Consider the following 15,858-nt stretch of genomic DNA (forward strand, 5'->3'; position numbering starts at 1 on the left):
TTGAAGAATTTAATTGCGCGCGCCGCGTGTAGATGATGCTAGGGCACGGCGTTCGCGTGGACGGAAAATACCCTACAGCGCTCTAAGAGTATTTTCTACTTAAATTTTAAGGGTGACCTGGCAACAACATCGCTGGCTACAGGATCTAATCAGCTGAACAGGCATAACGTGGACCATCTGAAACGGCTGTTAACCTAAAATTCTCCTAAATTTCTACCCGAATTGGGGCAGATCCCTCCGGAAATCCACGCATAAATCCACTGGAAACTTCAACGGCCACCGAGAGAGGGAATCTCGGTGGCCGTGAACATCCCCTTGTCTAAAACAAGGAAGCCTCAATAATTTATGCAGTAGTAGCCCGGCGAGCCGCTTCACGCTTAGCGCGAACCTTTTCCACCACCGCCGCTACGCGGGCACGCTCCTCCAAGAACTGCGGCGGGTTATGCCCTCGCATCGTGCGCACATAGGCGGGGTGGGTATCAAGCACCGTGTGCTTCCACGCTTGGACTGCAATGAGAGCAGACTCGCCGGTGCGCTTGTACAGGTGCGGCAGGGAGACCATGTCGAGGTTGCGGGCCACGGCGTCGGTTTGCGCAAGCACGTACTCGACTACCTCGCGCAGGTAATCCGCCACGGCCTGGGTACGGTAACGCAGGGACTGGGCCAGCTCGTGCACCACGATGGGCTTGGAGATGGGGAATCGTTCATCCAGCAGGCGCGGGGTGAGTTGTTCCGGCTCTTCCACGTCGTTCACACCGGAAGAAGCGGCGGAAATCGTGCCGGAGCGCACGCCGGAAACCAAAGCTTGGCGCAGGCCCATCAGCTCGCCCACGCAGCGGCCGGAGTCAACGCGAGCATCTTCGACGATATCGCCTAGCTCGGCCAGGCAATCCATGCACAGCTCTTCGTCCCAATCCTCGATGGCTTCAATGAGGTGCTCGAGATATTCTGCGACTTCGTCGCCGATATTATAAATCTCTTGCGTAAGCTCGCGGTGGCGCAGCTCGGCGGCGATTTTGTGCATTGGCTTCGAGCCACTCCTTCCACGGTCCCATTTCTAACCTCTAGTAGAGGTTGAGGTTTGCTGTAACGCTTCACGACTCTATGCGAGATCCGCCGCCACGGGCGCGCGACACTCCGAAGCCATTCACAGGTTTATGGCAGGTTCGACCGCCCAGAGCAGAGGGCGGCGGGTTGAGCTGCACAAGGGGCGTCGCCAAGCAGGGCAAAAAGAAACACCCGAGGACATGTCCTCGGGTGTACCCATCGCGCAGACTAGCGCTTGTACAAATGCTCAATGGCCGCAGCATAACGCTGCGCTACCACGTTGCGCTTGACCTTCATGGTGGGGGTCAGCTCATTTTCTTCCTCAGTAAGGTCAGACTCAAGGATGTAGAACTTCTTGATGCCCTCCGCGTGGGAGACGGTGGCATTGACCTGGTTGATGGCATCCTGCAGCTCCGCGCGCAGGGTGGGATCGGTGGCCAGCTCTCGCATAGAGCGATTTTCCGGAATATTGTGGTCCAGCTTCCAACGCTTCAAAATATCCGGATCCAGCGTCAGCAGCACTCCCACGAAGGGCTTACCATCGCCTACCACCATGGCCTGGGAGATAAGCGGGTGGCCGCGCAGGATATCCTCCATCGGGCCGGGCGAAACATTCTTGCCGCCGGCCGTAACAATCAGATCCTTCTTGCGGCCGGTGATAACGAGCTTGCCGTCCTCATCAATCTCACCCAAGTCACCGGTGTTGTACCAACCATCCTCGAGGGCTTCGGCCGTTGCCTCCGGGTTATTCCAGTAACCGTGGAAGACGATATCGCCCTTGATGCAGATTTCGCCTTCATCGTTAATGCGGAAGGTTACGCCGCCCATGGGCGGGCCGACGGTGCCGATGGACTGGTCCACAAAGTCCACCGCGGCCGCGGCGGCAACCTCGGTGAGGCCGTAGCCCTCATAGACCGGGATACCGATGCCGCGGTACCAGTGCAGCAGGTCGTGGCCCATGGCGGAGCCGCCGGTAATGCAGTAGTTCACGTTGCCGCCCACGCCCTTACGGATGGTGGAATAGACCAGCTTGTCAAAGACCTTGTGCTTGGCCTTCAGCAGGCGATCTGGCCCCTCCGGCTTGTCCAAAGCCTTGGAGTATTCGATGGCGACCTTTTCGGACTGCTCAAAGAGCAGGGTCTTGATGGCAGAATCGGCGGCCTTAGCAGCGGCAGAATTGCGCACCTTTTCAAAGACGCGCGGCACACCCAAAATGACGTTCGGGCGGGAGCGGGCGAACTCGATGGAAATGGTGGAAAAGTCCGACCAGTGGTTCTGGGAGGCACCGCGCATGGCCACCGCAATGGATACCGCGCGGGCAAAGACGTGCGCCAGTGGCAGGAAGGTCAAGGTATGGCTGCCCGGGACGGCAAAGATACCAATGGGATTGGTGCACAGGCCGCGGGTCTGGGCCAGCCAATTGCGGTGGGTGAGGATGCAGCCCTTGGGGCGGCCGGTGGTACCCGAGGTATAAACCAGGGAGGCCAGGTCATCGGTGGAAGTGGCCTTGATGCGGGCGTAGACCTCCTCCGCGGCCACGCCGCGGCCCTCGAACTTGAGGGTGTCAATGGCAGAGGAGTTGATTTCCAATACGCGGCGCAGCTGCGAAGGAGAGCCCTTGAGGTTGGGCTCGCCATCTTCTTGCAAAACCAGGTTTTCTACCAGTTCGGAGTGCTCGCGGGTTTCTGTAATGGCCAGCACTGCGCCGGAGTCCTCAATAATCCAACGCACCTGGGAGGCGGAGGAAGATGGGTAGACCGGCACGGAGGCGGCTCCCGCGGCCCAGATGGCAAAATCCAAAAGGGACCACTCATAGCGGGTAGCAGAGATGAGAGCGACGCGGTCCCCCTGCTGCACGCCAAGGGCGATAAGCCCTTGGGCTACTTCAAAGACCTCATCGATGAATTCTTTGCCCGTTACATTGACCCACTCGTAATTTGCTGGGCGGGTAAACATGACGCCGTGCGGACGCTTCTTCGCGGTGTCCATCAGGGCGGTCAGGCAGGTTTCGCCCGGCTCGATAGTAAATTGCGCCGGGGTATGCACTTCTTGCAGGGTCACGCGGTGTCCTTTCGAACAGCTATTTATTAATCTCCGCCTACTGTACCAATCTGTTTCCCAGCAGGCGCGTTGTCCCCGTGGCACAATGTGGCCTGTGACTACCCGCGACTTGCTTGAAGAACTCGCTCAGCGCCACGGCGTGGCCACCAGCTATGCCTCCCAGTCTGGTTTCCCCGTCCACGTTGCTGAAGACACTATTACCTATACCCTGCGCGCCTTGGGCGTGGCCATCGAAGATAACCCAGACGATGCAGCCCTGACGCAGCTGCTTTACGACGACTACCTCACCCGCTCCTCCCAGCCCCTTCCCCACTGCGTCGTCGCACCCCAGGGTCAGGAGCGCGGGTTCGTTGTGCATGTACATGCCGGCGACACCGCCAACGTACACATCGAATTGGAAGAAGGCGGCACCCGCGAGGTCTACCAAGATCGCAACGACGCCCCAGACGCAGACGTCGATGGCACGCTATGGGGCGAGGCCAGCTTCCATATCCCTGGCGATCTGCCGCTGGGCTACCACGAGCTGGTGCTGGAGTCAGAGGGCATCGGCAAGCATGCCTGCTCGCTGATTATCACCCCGGCGCACCTCACCACGGCCGATGAGTTTGTCGAGCACCCGATTAGCGGCGTGATGGCGCAGCTTTATTCGGTGCGCTCGGAGTCTTCTTGGGGAATAGGTGATTTCCAGGATTTGGGGCAGCTGGCTGAAACACTCGCCCCGCATGCGGATTTTTTGCTGGTCAACCCGCTGCATGCAGCCGAGCCGCTACCGCCGATTGAGGATTCTCCCTATCTTCCCACCACGCGGCGTTTTATCAACCCGCTCTACCTGCACATCGAATCCATCCCGGAGCTCAAGCTGTTGCCGGAGGACTTACAAGATGATGTGCGCGAACTGGCCGAAGAGTTTCGCCAGCGCAACCGCAGCGCAGATGAAATTGAGCGCGACACCATTTTTGAAGCCAAGCTGCAGGTGCTGCGCGAGCTTTTTAATTACCAGCCCACTCCGGAGCGCGAAGAGGCTTTCGTAAGCTATGCCCGCGAAGAGGGCCGCGGGCTGCGCGATTTCGCTGCCTGGTGCGCGCAGCGCGATGCCGCGGCGCAATCGGGCCAGCGCCATGCCGAGGGCTTGGATATGGACAAGCTCACGCGTTTTTATTCCTGGTTGCAGTTCCTCTGCGATGAGCAGCTAGCCGCCGCGCAGCAGCGTGCGCTCGATGCCGGCATGCGCCTGGGCCTGGTCACTGACCTGGCGGTGGGCGTGCACCCAGGTGGCGCCGATGCGGTAAATCTCACCGAATACTTGGCACCGCAGTGCTCGGTGGGTGCCCCGCCGGATGACTATAACCAGCAAGGCCAGGATTGGTCGCAGCCGCCGTGGCACCCGCAGCGCTTGGCCACCGCCGGCTACGCCCCGTGGAGGGAGATGCTCTCCACCGTGCTGCGCCATGCCGGCGGTGTGCGTGTGGACCACATCTTAGGGCTTTTCCGCCTGTACTGGATCCCGCGCATGGCCAGCCCGCTGACGGGCACGTATGTCTCTTATGATTTTGAGGCCATGGTGGGCATCTTGGCTCTGGAGGCGCAACGCGCTGGTGCCGTGGTCATTGGTGAAGACCTCGGCACCGTAGAGCCGTGGGTACAAGATGTGCTCGCTCAGAAGGCGGTGCTGGGTACGTCCATCGTGTGGTTTGAACGCGACGATGATGACTACTCCCCGCTGCCGCAGGAGAAATACCGCCAGCTGGCGCTGTCCTCAGTCAATACGCATGATCTGCCGCCCACCTTGGCCTACCTGCGCGGCGATCATATTTCGCTACGCGCGCACCTAGGCGTGCTTACCCGCTCGGTGGAAGAAGAGCAGCGCGATGACATCGAGTGGCAGGCCCGCGTACTCGCAACCGTGGCGGACCGTGGCCTCTTGCCACAGCGCGATTACCTCGTAGATCCGGCAGAGCGCGCTTCTCGCGGCGCGGAGGAGGATATAAGCGAAGCGCTGCATCGCTATATCGTAGGTACACCTTCGGCTCTTGCGTGCACCAGCTTGGTGGACATGGTGGGTGATGTGCGCGCACAAAATCAGCCGGGTACCACGCACGATCTTTATCCCAATTGGTGCGTGCCGCTATGTGATACCAACGGCGCTCCCCTGCTCATTGAGGATCTTCCTAGTCTGGAATTCTTCCAGCGCTTAGAGGCCACCAGCCGGAAAGCATAAAGCGGAAGGCCTAACGCCGGGCCTAGGCGCTGGTGCGGGGTGGAGCAGGTTTAGGTCCACAGGCCGATCAGTGCGACGACTATCACCAGCGCGATCATCGTCCACAACGTGAGCGTGACACGGGATTTGGGCAGAGCGCGCTTGCGTTTAACGGGCTGTGCACCAGGCGTGGCCGCCGAGGTAGAAGACTGTCCCAAAGGCCCTCGCGGGGGTTAGCGCGCAGCTCGGCGCGCTCTTGCCGTGCGCGCTCGTTATTTTCCTCAGCCATGGTGGTCTATTTTAGTGCTGTGGCTGCGTTGCTGGGAAATCATGCGTTTGCCTCGGTTGGCTATGTAGTCGACCACCCACATCAGGCACCACGCTACGACCACCATGAGCGGCACGGCGATGGCCACCACGATGACCATTTGAATCCACACGGGCGCCTGCACCAACAATTGCGATAGCGTGCTGCCCAAGCTCGTCAACCACTCCATGGCTACTTATCCTACTTGCTCGCGGTAGTCTGGCTGACATGTCGAGCGCCCAGATTCCTGTTACCGTCGCCACCGCTTCCGGCCGGATCACCGGCGTGCGCCGAGATGGCCTGCACTATTTCCATTCGGTGCGCTATTGCAACATCCCCAGCCCCTACTCTCCTGCCGAGCCATATGATCGCAGCGTCGATCAGGATGCCCGCGAGCCGCACCCAGAAGATATTGCTTTGTCCATTACCACTCCTGCCGATGCCAACGACTGCCCTGTGGTGGTCTATGTTCACGGCGGGCGCTACGAGCACGGATCGCACGAGGATCCGCGGCTTTCGGGGACAAAGAATGCCCGTCACGGTGTAATCCAAGTCAACGTCGGTTATCGGGTGGGGTTGGCTGGTTTCGTGCGCTTTGACGGCGATGAGGCGGACCGCTACCGCGCCATCGATGACTGCCTCCTAGCTTTGGAGTGGCTGCAGCACAATATCGAGGCCTTTGGTGGCGATAAAACCAATATCACCTTGGTAGGCCAATCCGCTGGGGCGGCGATAAGCTTGTGGCTCGCACGCCGCGATCACTTCCGGGGCGGTTTCCGCCGCGTGCTGGCGCTCTCGCCGGCATTCCCACGCGACCGCTTCGAGCACCGCGTCACCGACCTGCGCAAGGCTCTAGGTGTGCCGGTCACGCGCCAGGCTTTAGAAAAAATGGACCCAGAATCGCTGGCCAAAGGGTATGCCAAATTCCGCAAGAAATATCGCTTCGATGTCGCGTTGGGCCCCGCGCCACTGCGGGCCGAAGAACTGGCGGATATCCCTATCGTGGTGACATCTACCCGCGATGAGTTCTATGACATGCCCACAGCCCAGCGCATTGACAAGATGGCCCTGGCGGGCTTTATTACCAGCTATCTTTCGCCCAAGTTTGGGATTTCGCAGGGGCGCTTCAAGCAGTGGCGGCAACTGGCGCATTATGTGGATCCGCAGCGGCCGATGGGCCGGCTTATCGGTGATGCCGCAGTGCGACGTTGGACCGCCCAGGTAGCCGAGTATGCTCCAGGACCTACGTGGATGATGGAATTTACCCGCACTAATGCCCCCGCAGTGCACTGCGCCGAGCTCGGCCCACTTTTTGGCGGCAATGGTAGCGAAGGGGAAAACAACGCCCCCGCCGAAGAGCTCAACGAGTGGCTACGCCATTTTGCCACCACGGGTGAGCCCGGATTCCCCAGATATGGCGATGACCACCAGGTGCTGGAATTTGACCTCGATACGGGCGAGCGTCGCCTAGCCTATGCCACCTTGGACTATGTGGCCGCGGCCTTTTATAACGACGAGGAGCTGTAATTACAGCGCAGCACGCAGCTTTTCGTCCGCTAGCTCATCAATCATCCACGGGCTAAAGACGCCAGGCATGGCATCGGCGGCAGCAAAAAGCCGGGCCGGCTCGACCCACTGGTAGGAATCTACTTCCTCGGGATTGGGCTCCCACTGCGCATCGGGGGCAAGCTCGACGGTAAATACCGGGCAGATTTCGTTTTCTACCGTGCCTGAAGAATCCACCGCGCGATAAGAAAAATCCGGCAGGATAAGCCGCGGGGCGGATAGATCTGAAGGCGCGATGCCTAGCTCAAAGGAGGCGCGGCGCAGTACTGCAGCCGTATTCTCCTCGCCGGGAGCGGGGTGGCCGCAAAAAGCATTGGTCCACACGCCAGGCCAGGTGAGTTTGCTCAGCGCGCGGCGCGTGACTAGCACTTTGCCGCCGCAGGTTAGCCAGGCGGAGAAGGCAAAGTGCAGCGGGGTATCGGAGGTATGAACTTCGGCCTTGGGAGCGGTGCCGATGGGTTCGCCCGCGGCAGAGGCCAAGACTACAAGTTCCGTCATAGATTAAGGTCTCCTACCCAGGTCACGTTGCCTACGTGGAGGCGCGCATTCCACAGGTTGCCAGGAGTGACGTCGTAGCGGTATTGCAGATTCACCGAGGCACCCGCTCCCAACGGGTGGTCGAGTCCTGGTGGCTCCACATCCGGGGCAGACTGCTCGTCATAGGGCAAGGAATTAATCTTGGCCCAGCCACCATTGCCGTCGGCGCGTTCGAGGGTGGGATCTTCAAAGGCGTCGACCGGCAAGGGAACGTCGTTTTCATTCTTCAGCAGGATGGTCACTACGGAGCCGCCGGAATTGTTATCGGAATACACTCCCTGCAGTTCCCAGCTCACGCCCAAGCCCTTATCCTTTACCGGCTCGGCAAGGTTAGAAGTGACCTCTTTGTCATCGGTGTCCTTGGCCTCGTACGGGGCTTCTTCGGAGCTGGAGACGGTGATATTGTCCCCGAGCCCTGTTTCTTCCGGCTGGAGAACACTACATCCGGTCAGGGTCACGGCGAGAGCGCTGACCACGCCTGCGCCGAGTATGTGAGATTTTTTCACCGTGGATGGATCCTTTGCACGCGAAGATTGTTGTATTTCTGCACAAGTACCTTAGCCTAATCTTTCCGGAACTTAGGCATTTACTCCCGTGAACCCCGCATGTGGCATACTAGGCAGTCGCTTAAATCTCTCCTCCCTTAAAATCGCGCACTACCCGCCTTTTTGAATTGAGTGTGGTTTTATGAATTCCATCTTGCGCATTACTCGCAGTGCTTCTGCCCTGTGGCCCTATTACTTGGGCGTGCTACTAGCTGCCACGGTCACCGCAGTCCTAGCACTGATATCGCCCTTTTTGACGCGCCACGCTACCGATACGATCGTAGAGGCGCTGCAGACGGACGCCCCGGCCGGCGATGCGCTGCGCACCGTGTTGTTATTGGCTGTGGCGCTTTTTCTTGCCGACGCCGCCAATGCCCTCTTCCGCAATATTGGTGGCTACATCGGCGATGTCATGGTCTCGCGCCTGCGCGAGATTTTGTCTACCCGCTACTTTGCCAAGCTGCTCGCGCTCCCGCAGGGCTATTACGATAACCAGGTCACCGGCACGATCATCGCCCGGCTGGATCGCTCGATTGCCAATATCACGCAGTTCGTGCAGTCCTTTGCCAATAACTTCTTCACGATGATCATTCAAACCCTCGCGGTATTAGCCATTACCGCGTGGTTCTACTGGCCGCTGGCCATCCTGCTGGCTCTCCTCTTCCCGGTATATATGTGGCTTACCGCGCTGACCTCGAAGCGCTGGCAGAAATTTGAGGCCATTAAAAATGAGAATATTGACCAGGCTAATGGCCGCTTTGCGGAGGTCATAGGCCAGGTCAAGGTGGCCAAGTCCTTTGTGAGCGAGACCCGCGAGCTTTTCCACTTTGCTACGCGCTACCGCACCGTGGTGGATACCACTAAGCCGCAATCGCGCTGGTGGCACATGATGGATACCTTCCGCGGTCTGGCCATGGCGTTTATCTTCCTAGGTATCTACGGCGTTATCTTCTGGCGCACGCTGGAGGGGCATTTTTCCTTGGGCGATATGGTCATGTTGCTGCAGATGGTCTCCAGTGCGAAGCAGCCGGTCTTTATGATGAGCTGGATTGTCGATACCGCCCAGCGCGCAATAGCCGGTTCGAAGGACTACTTCAAGGTAATGGAAGAAGAGCTCGAGCCCACCGCCCCGCGCGAACTGGTGGCCGCCACCACCGGTTCGCATACCCCGCAGCTGGATCTCACGCCGGTTCGCCCGCTCGAGCCCACACCCGGCGCGCCGGTGTTTTCCTTTCAGCACGTTTCCTTCGCCTATGAGGAGGGCAAGCCCGTGGTGGAGGATATTTCCTTCGCGGCCGCTGAGGGCCATAAGGTAGCACTCGTGGGCGAGTCCGGCGGCGGCAAATCGACCTTGGTGAACCTGCTTTTGGGCCTTTACCACCCCTCAGCGGGGCACCTCGATGTGCTAGGCCACCGGGTAGACGATCTCACTGCCTCGCGCCTGCGCGCCTCGGTGGGCGTAGTCTTCCAGGAGTCTTATCTTTTCTCCGGCACCATTCGCGAAAATATCGCCTACGGCAAGCCGGGTGCCACGGAGGAAGAAATCGTGGACGTCGCCAAGCGCGCCAATGCCCATGAGTTTATCCGGGCCTTCCCGGATGGCTATGACACCGTTATTGGTGAGCGCGGCCTTAAGCTTTCCGGTGGACAAAAGCAGCGCGTCTCCGTTGCCCGCGCCATGCTTAAAGACGCCCCCATTTTGGTATTGGACGAGGCCACCTCGGCGCTTGATACCAAGTCCGAGCGCGCCGTGCAGGCCGGTTTGGATGAGCTGATGAAGGACCGGACCACGCTTATTATTGCCCACCGGTTGTCCACCATTGCGGACGTCGATACCATCATCACCTTGGACCGCGGCCGCATCGATGAGATGGGCTCGCCGGCCGAGCTGGCTCAATCCGGTGGCATTTATGCCGAACTGCTCAAACTCACTCAATCCACCTCGGCCGCAGACCGCCGCAGGTTGAAAAAATATGGCTTTGTCTCCGGCCACGCCTCCGAATCCGAGGAGGAAGAGGAGGCAGATGTCTAGGAGCCTGCACCGTCGCGGGAAGATAAGCCAGTTGAATAAAAGCGCATAAATGCGCTGGGGTGGCCGCGGGCTTCGCGTTAAGGTTGTAGCCATGGAGTTTCCTAGCCTAGAAGAATTGCAAGCCCGCGGAACCCGCAAGTGGACCGTCTTCGAAGAAGATGTGTTGCCACTGTGGATTGCGGAGTCCGACTTCCCCACCGCGCCCGCTATCAAGAAGGCGTTGGAAGAGATGGTGGATAGGGAAACCTTCGGCTATACCCCAGCACCCAAGGCCTCAGGACTGCGCGAGGCTGTGGCTAATTTCTATGACACACGCTATGGCTGGCGCCCTATCCCGGAGCATATTTTCTGGATTGGGGATGTAGTGCGGGGTCTTTTGCTAGGAGTGCAGTACTTTACCCGCGAAGGTTCCCCGGTCATCGCGCCAGTGCCTTCCTACCCTCCGCTGCTGGAGCTGCCGCGCACCGCTGGCCGCGAAAAGATCGAGACCAGCTTGGAGCTCGATGATATTGAGCGCGCCTTCCAGCAGGGCGCTGGCTCTATTTTGCTAGCCAACCCTTATAACCCGCTCGGCCGTGTCTTGGACGAGGACTACCTCACCGGCTTGGTAGAACTGGCGGAAAAATATGATGCGCGCATCCTGGCCGATGAAATCCATGCCCCACTGGTCTATGAGGGGCGGCATATCCCGGTGGCGTCGCTGAGCGCGGCGGCTGCCGAGCGCACCATCACGGTAACCGCTACCTCCAAGGCTTTTAATACTGCCGGGCTAAAGTGCGCGCAGATTATTTTCTCCAATACGTCCGATGTACACACGTGGAATGACCTTACTGGGGTGGCCAAGGATGGCACGGGCACCTTGGGCGTGCTTGCTGCGGAGACTGCCTACCGCGAGTGCGGCGACTTCCTCGATGAAGAAATAGCGTACCTGCGGCAGACCCGCGATTGGTTGGTGGAGGAGCTGCCGCAGCGCATCCGTGGTTTAAAGACCAGCAAGCCGGAGGCCACCTACCTGCTGTGGTTGGATTTTGCTGATACCGCTATCGGCGGCAATCCGCAGCCGGCCAAGTGGTTGCGGGAGAATGCGAAGGTCGCGCTCAATGAGGGCGATACCTTTGGCACCGGCGGTCCGGGCCATGCGCGGTTGAATTTCTCTACCTCGCGCGAGATTTTGGAGGAGGCACTCGACCGCATGGAGCGTGCCTTCGCCGCACTCGATTAGGTCGGCCCGGCTGGGTCAACCATGTATTCTGCGTCACCCCCACACTTTGATTTCTCACCATGTGGGCGGTAATGTCTCATTACACGAACAGGCGTGACCCGCCACCTCGGACCGCGGAGACGCACCCCACCCCGCCATCACCCCTCGGCGGAATAAGGAAAGCTTCCTCACATTCTAGCTGTACATGGAAAATTAAGGAGCCACCATGGCTACCCCAGTCGCGTCAAGCACTGCAAAGCCCGTCGCCACCATCGTAATTGCGTCGTTGATGCTGTTTTCGATGTTCTTCGGCGCCGGCAACCTCATCTTCCCACCCATGGTGGGAGTTTCGGCCGGCACCAATTTTTGGCCCGCCGTCCTCGGCTTCCTCGCCGCCGGCGTGCTCCTTCCGGTCCTAGCCATTGTTGCCGTCTCCATTTCGGGCCGCTCCGTGCGCGACCTGAGCTCCAACGGTGGCGCGCTTTTCGGCCTCGTCTTTTCTGTAATGGCCTACCTTGCCATCGGCGCCTTCTACGCCCTGCCGCGCACCGGCGCCGTTTCCATGGAAACCGCCATCACCCCGCTGCTGGGCTGGGAGGGAACCATGGCCAATGGCATCTTCAATGTGGTCTTTTTCCTTATCGCCCTAGCACTGTCTTGGAAGCCAAATTCCATTATCGATACCTTGGGTAAGTTCCTCACCCCGGCTTTGGTGGCGTTGTTGGTTGTCCTCATCGCCTTGGCAGCTTTCAACAATCCCCGCGATCCCCAAGCACCTACTGCGGACTATACTTCTTCCCCCATGGTCACCGGCCTTTTTGAGGGCTATAACACGATGGATGCCATTGCGGGTCTGGCCTTTTCCATCGTCATTGTCGGCGCTTTGCGTTCCAAGGGTTTTAAGACCAAGAAGTCCCTGGTTAACGGCACCATTACTGCCGCTCTGGTTGCTGGCGCTTTGCTGGCCGCTATCTATCTGGGCTTGGCGTGGGTAGGCCAAACCATTCCCAATGGCCAGTCCTATGAGTCAGGAGCGCCCCTGCTTGCCGACGCCGCAAATCTCACCATGGGCACCATCGGCCAGGTCGTCTTCTCCGCCATCGTCATCCTGGCCTGCATGACCACCGCGGTGGGCCTTATCACCTCCACCTCCGCCTTCTTCGAAATGCTTGTGCCTAAGGTGAAGTACCACGTCTGGGCCTGCCTCTTTACCGCACTGTCCATTCTCTTCGCCTTCCAGGGGCTGGAGACGGTGCTGTCCATTGCAGTGCCCTTCATTACTTTCCTGTATCCACCAGCTATTTCCCTTATCTTCCTCACCCTGATCCAACCAGTGGTGAAAAAGTCCGTGGTCTTTTATTGGACCTACCGTTTGGCACTGTGGGTATCGGTGCTGTGGTCGGCCTTGTCCGTTATCGCAGATCAGGGCTGGGGAACCGACGCACTCGATCCCCTCTTGAGCTTGGCTCCTGGCCAGTCCGTAGACCTCGGCTGGATCGTCCCTACCGCCATCGCGGCAGTCATCGGCCTCGTTGTCGATATCGCCACCAAGGCAGGCGAGAAGCACGAGGCCGCCAACCCACCGGCAACAGAGCCGGCGGAGGCCGACGCCCTCGCTGAGGCTTAGTCTCTCCTTCCTACCTCCCCCTCCCACTCCACACCTCACCACGGTGCCGAGGCGGAGGGGATTTTTATGTCAACAGGCCCCTGCGGCGATGCGGTATAGCCCCGCCCGGAATAGTCAGGCGGCGCGTACCGTTGGAAGAAGAGAACTTAGACAGGATTTACCGAAAGCAAAAGGAAGGCTCTCCCCGTGACCGAACGCGCGCATCTTTCCGTCTTGGACTTCTGCACCATTTATGAGGGCGAGACCCCAGCACAATCCATCGCCCGCTCCGTGCAGTTGGCACAGGAAGCAGAAAAGCTGGGCTATTCTCGCATGTGGTACACCGAGCACCACAATATGAAGTCCATCATGTCTTCTTCTCCGGCCGTGCTCATCGCCCACATTGGTGCGAAGACCGAGCGCATTCGCTTGGGTTCCGGCGGAGTGATGCTGCCTAACCACTCCCCTTATGTCATCGCCGAGCAATTCGGCACTTTGGAGGAGATGTATCCCAAGCGCATCGACTTAGGCGTAGGCCGCGCACCCGGCACGGATATGAATACCCTGGGCCGCGCCCTGCGCCGCGACGCCCACTCTGCCGAACGCTTCCCCGAAGACGTCAAAGAGCTCAACTCCTATCTCGAGGGCAAGTCTTATATCCCGGGGGTCAGCGCCGTTCCAGGTGCCAATACCAACGTGCCGATCTATATTTTGGGCTCGTCCATGTTCGGCGCCTCGCTAGCCGCCAAGCTCGGCCTGCCTTATGCCTTTGCTTCTCACTTTGCCCCGCAGCACCTCGAGCAGGCTACCACCTACTACCGCGAGAACTTCCAGCCTTCCGAGCGCTTCAGCAAGCCCTACCTCATCGCCGGAGTCAACGTCACCGCCGCCGAGACCACCCAACAGGCGCAGGAGGAATACGAGCGCGTGTGTTTCAACCGCGTCAAGGCCTTCGCCGGCCGCGGCAAGCACCTCACCGATGAGCAGGTGGAGCAGATTATCGGCTCTTACCAGGGCCAGCAGATCCTAGACATGCTGAAGTACTCCGCCGTGGGCACCGCCGATGAGGTGGCAAACTACCTCGAGACCTTCCAGAAGCACGCTAAGGCCGATGAGCTGATGGTTTCCTTGCAGTCCAGCTCACACGAGGAAGTAATCAAGAATATGCAACTGCTCGCACAGGGCTGGCAGCTCGATCCGGCACGCGTAGCCGGCACCCCGAGCTAGCCTTCAGCCCTTACGTGGCCTAGGTGGTCAATGGGGACCTCGGGGAACCGTTCCCGGAGTTTTCCCTCAAGCTCCCGCGGTCCCAGGTTCGCCTGCTCCGGCAATCGCACCGAATACTGCTGCGCTTCGTCCAAGGTAGAAACGCGTACCCCACGCGGAATCAGGGCCAGGAAATTTTGGCCCGGCTCGAGCGAATAGAACTGCATGCGGTCTAGCTCAGCGGCCGGATACCTAGTCCGCTGGAGTGGCAAGGAAATATCCTCGCCAATGCGCAGCAGCGCACGAGCTCGGCGCCGCGCGGAGGCTACCACCGCCAGCATCGCGCACAGCGCCCCGCCTAAGGGCATGAGCGCGGCAATGAGGTAAACGGTATGCAAGCGTGTGTCGGCCGGCTCCTGCAGCGCCGAGTAAATAAGCACTCCACCGATTAGCAGCAGCGCGACGGCGATAATGACAGCCACCGTCACTGCCTTGCCTAGGCGCGCGGTACCGCCGGCTTCGCGTACTTCAATAGTTTCGGTGCTCTCGTTCACGAAGACTTAGCCTAGCGTGCTTCCCACCCACCTAGCGCTGATAGAGCGGCGCGTGATTTTATTTAGTGCCTTTTCACTCAAATAGCGCGTAGTTTCTTAGTGACGCTGTTGCGTTAGCGCACCCTAGCAAAATGGAATAACATTGACGTGTTTCGCTCCGCTGCGAAAAGCCCCGGAGAGACTAAGGACAAAGGTTGAATGAGCCCACGCGATAAACAGCAACATAAAAAGATCGCGGACTACCTGCGAGAACAGATCCGCTCTGGCGTGCTGCAACCAGGCCATTTTCTACCTAGCGAAGCAGATTTATGCGAGAAGTTTTCTTCTTCCCGCGGACCCGTGCGCCAAGCGGTTGCGGCTTTGCGCGCGGAAGGGCTGGTTTCCTCCGGCCGCGGGCGACGCTCCACCGTTTTAGCCTCTACCCAGGCAGAGCTTTTTGAATCCATCTATTCCATCTCCAGCTGGCTCAGCGAATATGACGCGGATCCCCAACAGCACACCCTGTGGCTGGCTCGCCGCCGTGCGCCGCGGGAAATCACTCGTTTTCTGCGTGTGGACCCAGAACAAAATGTGGTCTTTGTCCACCGCGTGCGCTATACCGAGGACCACCCCATTGCCATTGAGCGCATGTATTTCCCCATGGTGGTGGGAAAGCACATCTTGGACTTCGACGCGGATGCCGGCTCTATTCATGCGCACCTGCACGAATGCGGCGTGGACTTTGATAATGTGCGCCGCGAACTCACGTTGGAGGAAGCCACGGCCGAGGATGCCGAGGCACTTGAAGTAGCCACTGGCACCCCACTGTGGCGGCTCCAGATGGAAATATCCAACCACTCCGGCGAACCGGTGGAATTGGCGGTATACCTCTATCGCGCGGACCGCATGAAGCTGGCTATGAACAACGTACGCGGGGGCGTTTCACCCCTAGAAGTTATCCCCACTCCAGGAAATTTTGCATAAGTTTCACGGCAGCTATCCCCACCGGCTACCCTGCTT

Annotated in this window: 14 protein-coding genes; 7 read left to right on the top strand and 7 right to left on the bottom strand. The window is 59.3% G+C overall.

Annotation, left to right across the window (positions count from 1 at the left end):
• Positions 1-343 precede the first annotated feature (343 nt).
• Together ACLI1M_RS08800 and ACLI1M_RS08805 are read right to left on the bottom strand one after the other, a co-directional pair.
• Entirely contained in the window at positions 344-1,024 is a 681-nt protein-coding gene (locus ACLI1M_RS08800) for a hypothetical protein (protein ID WP_086588326.1), read from the bottom strand.
• Positions 1,025-1,275: 251 nt separating this feature from the next.
• Positions 1,276-3,108, bottom strand: a complete 1,833-nt coding sequence (locus ACLI1M_RS08805; protein ID WP_239207880.1) for an AMP-dependent synthetase/ligase — start codon at positions 3,106-3,108, stop codon at positions 1,276-1,278.
• 94 nt (positions 3,109-3,202) lie between these two features.
• Here ACLI1M_RS08805 and malQ point away from each other — a divergent pair, with 94 nt between their 5' ends.
• On the top strand, positions 3,203-5,326 hold the full coding sequence (gene malQ, locus ACLI1M_RS08810) for a 4-alpha-glucanotransferase (RefSeq protein ID WP_239207881.1): 2,124 nt from the start codon (positions 3,203-3,205) through the stop codon (positions 5,324-5,326).
• A gap of 50 nt (positions 5,327-5,376) precedes the next feature.
• Here malQ and ACLI1M_RS08815 read toward each other — a convergent pair whose 3' ends face one another.
• Positions 5,377-5,523: a hypothetical protein gene (locus tag ACLI1M_RS08815; RefSeq protein WP_411706515.1), complete on the bottom strand. Its 147-nt coding sequence runs from the start codon at positions 5,521-5,523 to the stop codon at positions 5,377-5,379.
• A 63-nt stretch (positions 5,524-5,586) separates the two neighbouring features.
• Positions 5,587-5,802, bottom strand: coding sequence for a hypothetical protein (locus ACLI1M_RS08820; RefSeq protein ID WP_200288770.1), 216 nt, complete (start codon positions 5,800-5,802; stop codon positions 5,587-5,589).
• A 38-nt stretch (positions 5,803-5,840) separates the two neighbouring features.
• On the opposite strand from ACLI1M_RS08820, the gene ACLI1M_RS08825 reads away from it, so the two are divergent.
• On the top strand, positions 5,841-7,139 hold the full coding sequence (locus tag ACLI1M_RS08825; protein WP_239207882.1) for a carboxylesterase family protein: 1,299 nt from the start codon (positions 5,841-5,843) through the stop codon (positions 7,137-7,139).
• Here ACLI1M_RS08825 and idi read toward each other — a convergent pair whose 3' ends face one another.
• Positions 7,140-7,676 carry an isopentenyl-diphosphate Delta-isomerase gene (gene idi, locus ACLI1M_RS08830; protein WP_239205092.1) on the bottom strand — a complete coding sequence of 179 codons (537 nt, stop codon included), beginning with the start codon at positions 7,674-7,676 and terminating at the stop codon, positions 7,140-7,142.
• Positions 7,673-8,221 carry a hypothetical protein gene (locus tag ACLI1M_RS08835; protein WP_239205090.1) on the bottom strand — a complete coding sequence of 183 codons (549 nt, stop codon included), beginning with the start codon at positions 8,219-8,221 and terminating at the stop codon, positions 7,673-7,675. The genes idi and ACLI1M_RS08835 overlap by 4 nt, the downstream gene beginning before the upstream one ends.
• Before the next feature lie 181 nt (positions 8,222-8,402).
• Between ACLI1M_RS08835 and ACLI1M_RS08840 the strand changes: the two genes are divergently transcribed.
• The 4 genes from ACLI1M_RS08840 to ACLI1M_RS08855 all read left to right on the top strand — a co-directional run bounded on the left by ACLI1M_RS08840 (position 8,403) and on the right by ACLI1M_RS08855 (position 14,326).
• Positions 8,403-10,292 carry an ABC transporter ATP-binding protein gene (locus tag ACLI1M_RS08840; protein WP_239207883.1) on the top strand — a complete coding sequence of 630 codons (1,890 nt, stop codon included), beginning with the start codon at positions 8,403-8,405 and terminating at the stop codon, positions 10,290-10,292.
• Positions 10,293-10,383: 91 nt separating this feature from the next.
• A complete protein-coding gene (locus tag ACLI1M_RS08845; RefSeq protein WP_408918506.1) occupies positions 10,384-11,514 on the top strand; it encodes a MalY/PatB family protein in 1,131 nt (376 codons plus the stop codon).
• A gap of 205 nt (positions 11,515-11,719) precedes the next feature.
• On the top strand, positions 11,720-13,120 hold the full coding sequence (gene brnQ, locus ACLI1M_RS08850) for a branched-chain amino acid transport system II carrier protein (RefSeq protein WP_200288765.1): 1,401 nt from the start codon (positions 11,720-11,722) through the stop codon (positions 13,118-13,120).
• 186 nt (positions 13,121-13,306) lie between these two features.
• Entirely contained in the window at positions 13,307-14,326 is a 1,020-nt protein-coding gene (locus ACLI1M_RS08855) for an LLM class flavin-dependent oxidoreductase (protein WP_200288764.1), read from the top strand.
• On the opposite strand, the gene ACLI1M_RS08860 is transcribed toward ACLI1M_RS08855, so the two are convergent.
• The gene (locus ACLI1M_RS08860) at positions 14,323-14,859 is read right to left on the bottom strand and encodes a hypothetical protein (RefSeq protein WP_200288763.1); all 537 of its coding nucleotides are present in this window, start codon (positions 14,857-14,859) and stop codon (positions 14,323-14,325) included. The two genes, ACLI1M_RS08855 and ACLI1M_RS08860, sit on opposite strands and share 4 nt — an antisense overlap.
• 198 nt (positions 14,860-15,057) lie before the next feature.
• Here ACLI1M_RS08860 and ACLI1M_RS08865 point away from each other — a divergent pair, with 198 nt between their 5' ends.
• Complete coding sequence (locus tag ACLI1M_RS08865; protein ID WP_086588313.1) at positions 15,058-15,822, top strand: GntR family transcriptional regulator; 765 nt, start codon at positions 15,058-15,060, stop codon at positions 15,820-15,822.
• Positions 15,823-15,858 lie beyond the last annotated feature (36 nt).

Origin of the sequence: Corynebacterium sp. LaCa54 (assembly GCF_046717495.1) — a bacterium.
Lineage (GTDB): Bacteria > Actinomycetota > Actinomycetes > Mycobacteriales > Mycobacteriaceae > Corynebacterium > Corynebacterium kefirresidentii.

Coding starts and splice junctions, on each gene's coding strand:
- ACLI1M_RS08800 (WP_086588326.1), bottom strand. CDS start 1,024: ATGCACAAAATCGCCGCCGAGCTGCGCCACCGCGAGCTTACGCAAGAG.
- ACLI1M_RS08820 (WP_200288770.1), bottom strand. CDS start 5,802: ATGGAGTGGTTGACGAGCTTGGGCAGCACGCTATCGCAATTGTTGGTG.
- ACLI1M_RS08825 (WP_239207882.1), top strand. CDS start 5,841: ATGTCGAGCGCCCAGATTCCTGTTACCGTCGCCACCGCTTCCGGCCGG.
- idi (WP_239205092.1), bottom strand. CDS start 7,676: ATGACGGAACTTGTAGTCTTGGCCTCTGCCGCGGGCGAACCCATCGGC.
- ACLI1M_RS08840 (WP_239207883.1), top strand. CDS start 8,403: ATGAATTCCATCTTGCGCATTACTCGCAGTGCTTCTGCCCTGTGGCCC.
- ACLI1M_RS08845 (WP_408918506.1), top strand. CDS start 10,384: ATGGAGTTTCCTAGCCTAGAAGAATTGCAAGCCCGCGGAACCCGCAAG.
- brnQ (WP_200288765.1), top strand. CDS start 11,720: ATGGCTACCCCAGTCGCGTCAAGCACTGCAAAGCCCGTCGCCACCATC.
- ACLI1M_RS08865 (WP_086588313.1), top strand. CDS start 15,058: ATGAGCCCACGCGATAAACAGCAACATAAAAAGATCGCGGACTACCTG.